The organism is Nostoc sp. CALU 546 (assembly GCF_048836525.1).
The window spans coordinates 1-2,327 of record NZ_JAWJTF010000313.1; the positions used below are offsets into that span (position 1 = coordinate 1).

General features: G+C 39.8%; 2 protein-coding genes. Both read left to right on the top strand.

The annotated features are described in order from the left end of the window. The coding region (locus tag RRG12_RS43145; protein WP_420763287.1) for a DNA polymerase at positions 1 to 1,484 on the top strand (1,484 nt) is incomplete at its 5' end. A gap of 472 nt (positions 1,485 to 1,956) precedes the next feature. Next, complete coding sequence (locus tag RRG12_RS43150) at positions 1,957 to 2,259, top strand: hypothetical protein (RefSeq protein WP_420759045.1); 303 nt, start codon at positions 1,957 to 1,959, stop codon at positions 2,257 to 2,259. Positions 2,260 to 2,327: the final 68 nt, after the last annotated feature.

Sequence of the window (2,327 nt, forward strand, 5' to 3'; positions counted from 1 at the left end):
CCAAGTTCGACTGGCAATTTCTCACACTCGCAGGACTTCAACCCTCTGGTCAATTCTTTGATACCCAACTTGCTTATAAAGTTCTAACCGCAGGATTAAAAACAAGCTCATCCTTACAAAATATAACTAAAAAGCTACTACACATTCAACTAGATAAAACTCAACAAATCAGCGATTGGTGTAAACCTCTTAAATCGGTTCAATTGCACTATGCTGCCGTAGATGCTGCCATATTACTTGACCTTTACCCAATTCTCCTCAAGAAGTTAAAACAGGCAAAGTTACTCAAAATTGCCCAACTGGAATTTCAGTGTATGCCTGTTGTAGCTCAAATGGAACTTAACGGGATGCTATTTGACTTGTCTCGATGGCAGATACTGGGTGCAAAACTAGAAGCTGAAAAAACAGATGCTTTAAGCCAACTCAAGCAACTCCGTATTGCTAGCTCTCAGATGTCATTGCTGCCAGAACTGACAGATGCAGTAAACCCGAATTCACCTCAGCAAGTTTTGGCTGCTCTCCAAGCTATTGGTATCAAAATCAACTCAACTAATCAAAGTAAATTAGTTTCTTTAGCTGCACAGTATCCCATAATTCAAGCATTGCTAGATTACCGCCGTCTATCCAAAATTATCGGCACTTTTACCGAGAAACTACCCCAGCATATCCACCCCAAAACTGGGAGAATTCATCCCAACTATTATCAATTAGGGGCAAAATCCGGTAGATTTTCTTGCCGCAAACCACCTCTACAAAATATTCCCCGTGATCAAGCAGCTCGTAGCTGCTTTATTGCTGCCCCTGGCTATAAAATTATCAAAGCCGATTACTCCCAAATTGAACTACGAATTATGGCTCGGCTTAGTGGTGATACAAAGATGTGCCAAGTCTATCGCCAGGGGGCTGACTTACATCGATTAACAGCATCTTTAGTAACTGGAAAACATATCAATGAAGTGACTGAGGAAGACCGCAGATTAGCAAAAGCAATAAACTTTGGATTAATTTTCGGTATGGGCGCTGCCAAACTCCAAATTTACGCCCAAGTAAAATATGGAGTAGCAATGACATTAGAACAAGCAAAAGCTTTCAGGAAAAGATTCTTTGAAGCTTATCCTGGAATAGCTAGGTGGCATGAAAACATCAAACGTAAATACATCCAAGGCATTAAGGAAAGTCGTACACTAGCAAATAGACGACGGAGATGGGTAAACAAGCCCCGACTATCAGAGCTATTTAACCATCCAGTACAAGGTTTAAATGCCGACATCAACAAATTAGCTATGGTAAAACTTTCAAATCCATTAGCTAAATTCAGAACAAAACTCATCTGTGTAAGACATGATGAAATTGTACTGGAATGTCCAGAGACTGAAGTTGACCAAGTTAGCCATATATTACACAATTGTATGGTTGCTGCTGCCCAAAAGTTTCTCAGCCCTATTCCAGTTGTTATAGATATTAAAACATCAAATAGCTGGTGAACTATCCCAACTTGCCGAGTCCGACTGAAGTTGGATTTGCAATCAAACTCTTCTGAGAAGATTAGTCAAAAACTCAATTGCCCTCCTCACAGTATAGCTCGTGCAAAATGTGGTTAGAGGGCGTTTCGTTTTTGATCCGAAGCACTATCCTCGCCCTATCCCAATACCGTTTAGTTAAGGACATTTATCTGTTAGAGCGGGCTGTTCTTGAGCAGGGGAAGCAGGGGGAGAAAAAAGGCTTAACCCAAGCGTATTGCACCCTATCCACTATTTCTGGCTATTCCTGAATCGGTATTCTAGCGATTATAAGTAACGTAACTATTTTAACTATATCTGCTTACGCAGATTGAGGGTGAATCAAGAGTTTAAAACCCATCTAAGCGGGTTTTATTGGTGTGTCTATAAACTCTGTGACTGACAAATACCTGATGTAAAAAATGAGTTCCAATATTTACATATTTGAGGTGTATCAATGTCTAACCCCCGGATTTTAGGGGCAAGAGAAATTCATCTAATTTCACTCTACAGTCACTGGGAATTTGGTATGAAACCACAAGAATTTTATGCCAAATGGGATGTGAGTTATGAACAAATTGCCTTAATATGCTGTCGTTCTGATTCTACGGTCAGAGGTTGGTTTAAGCAAGGTAAATTTAGACGCTATCCTCAGCCTAATGATTTACGACATTTGGCATTTATGGACTTTTTACTGGAACATTTTGAAGAAGTTCCCGAACAACTTTGGCAATTGCTATGTCTGACTCATTCGCCTTGATATCAATAACATTTCTATCTACATCTAGCAATCCGGTTTGATTACTGAAAGGTTTTTAAAACACAAAC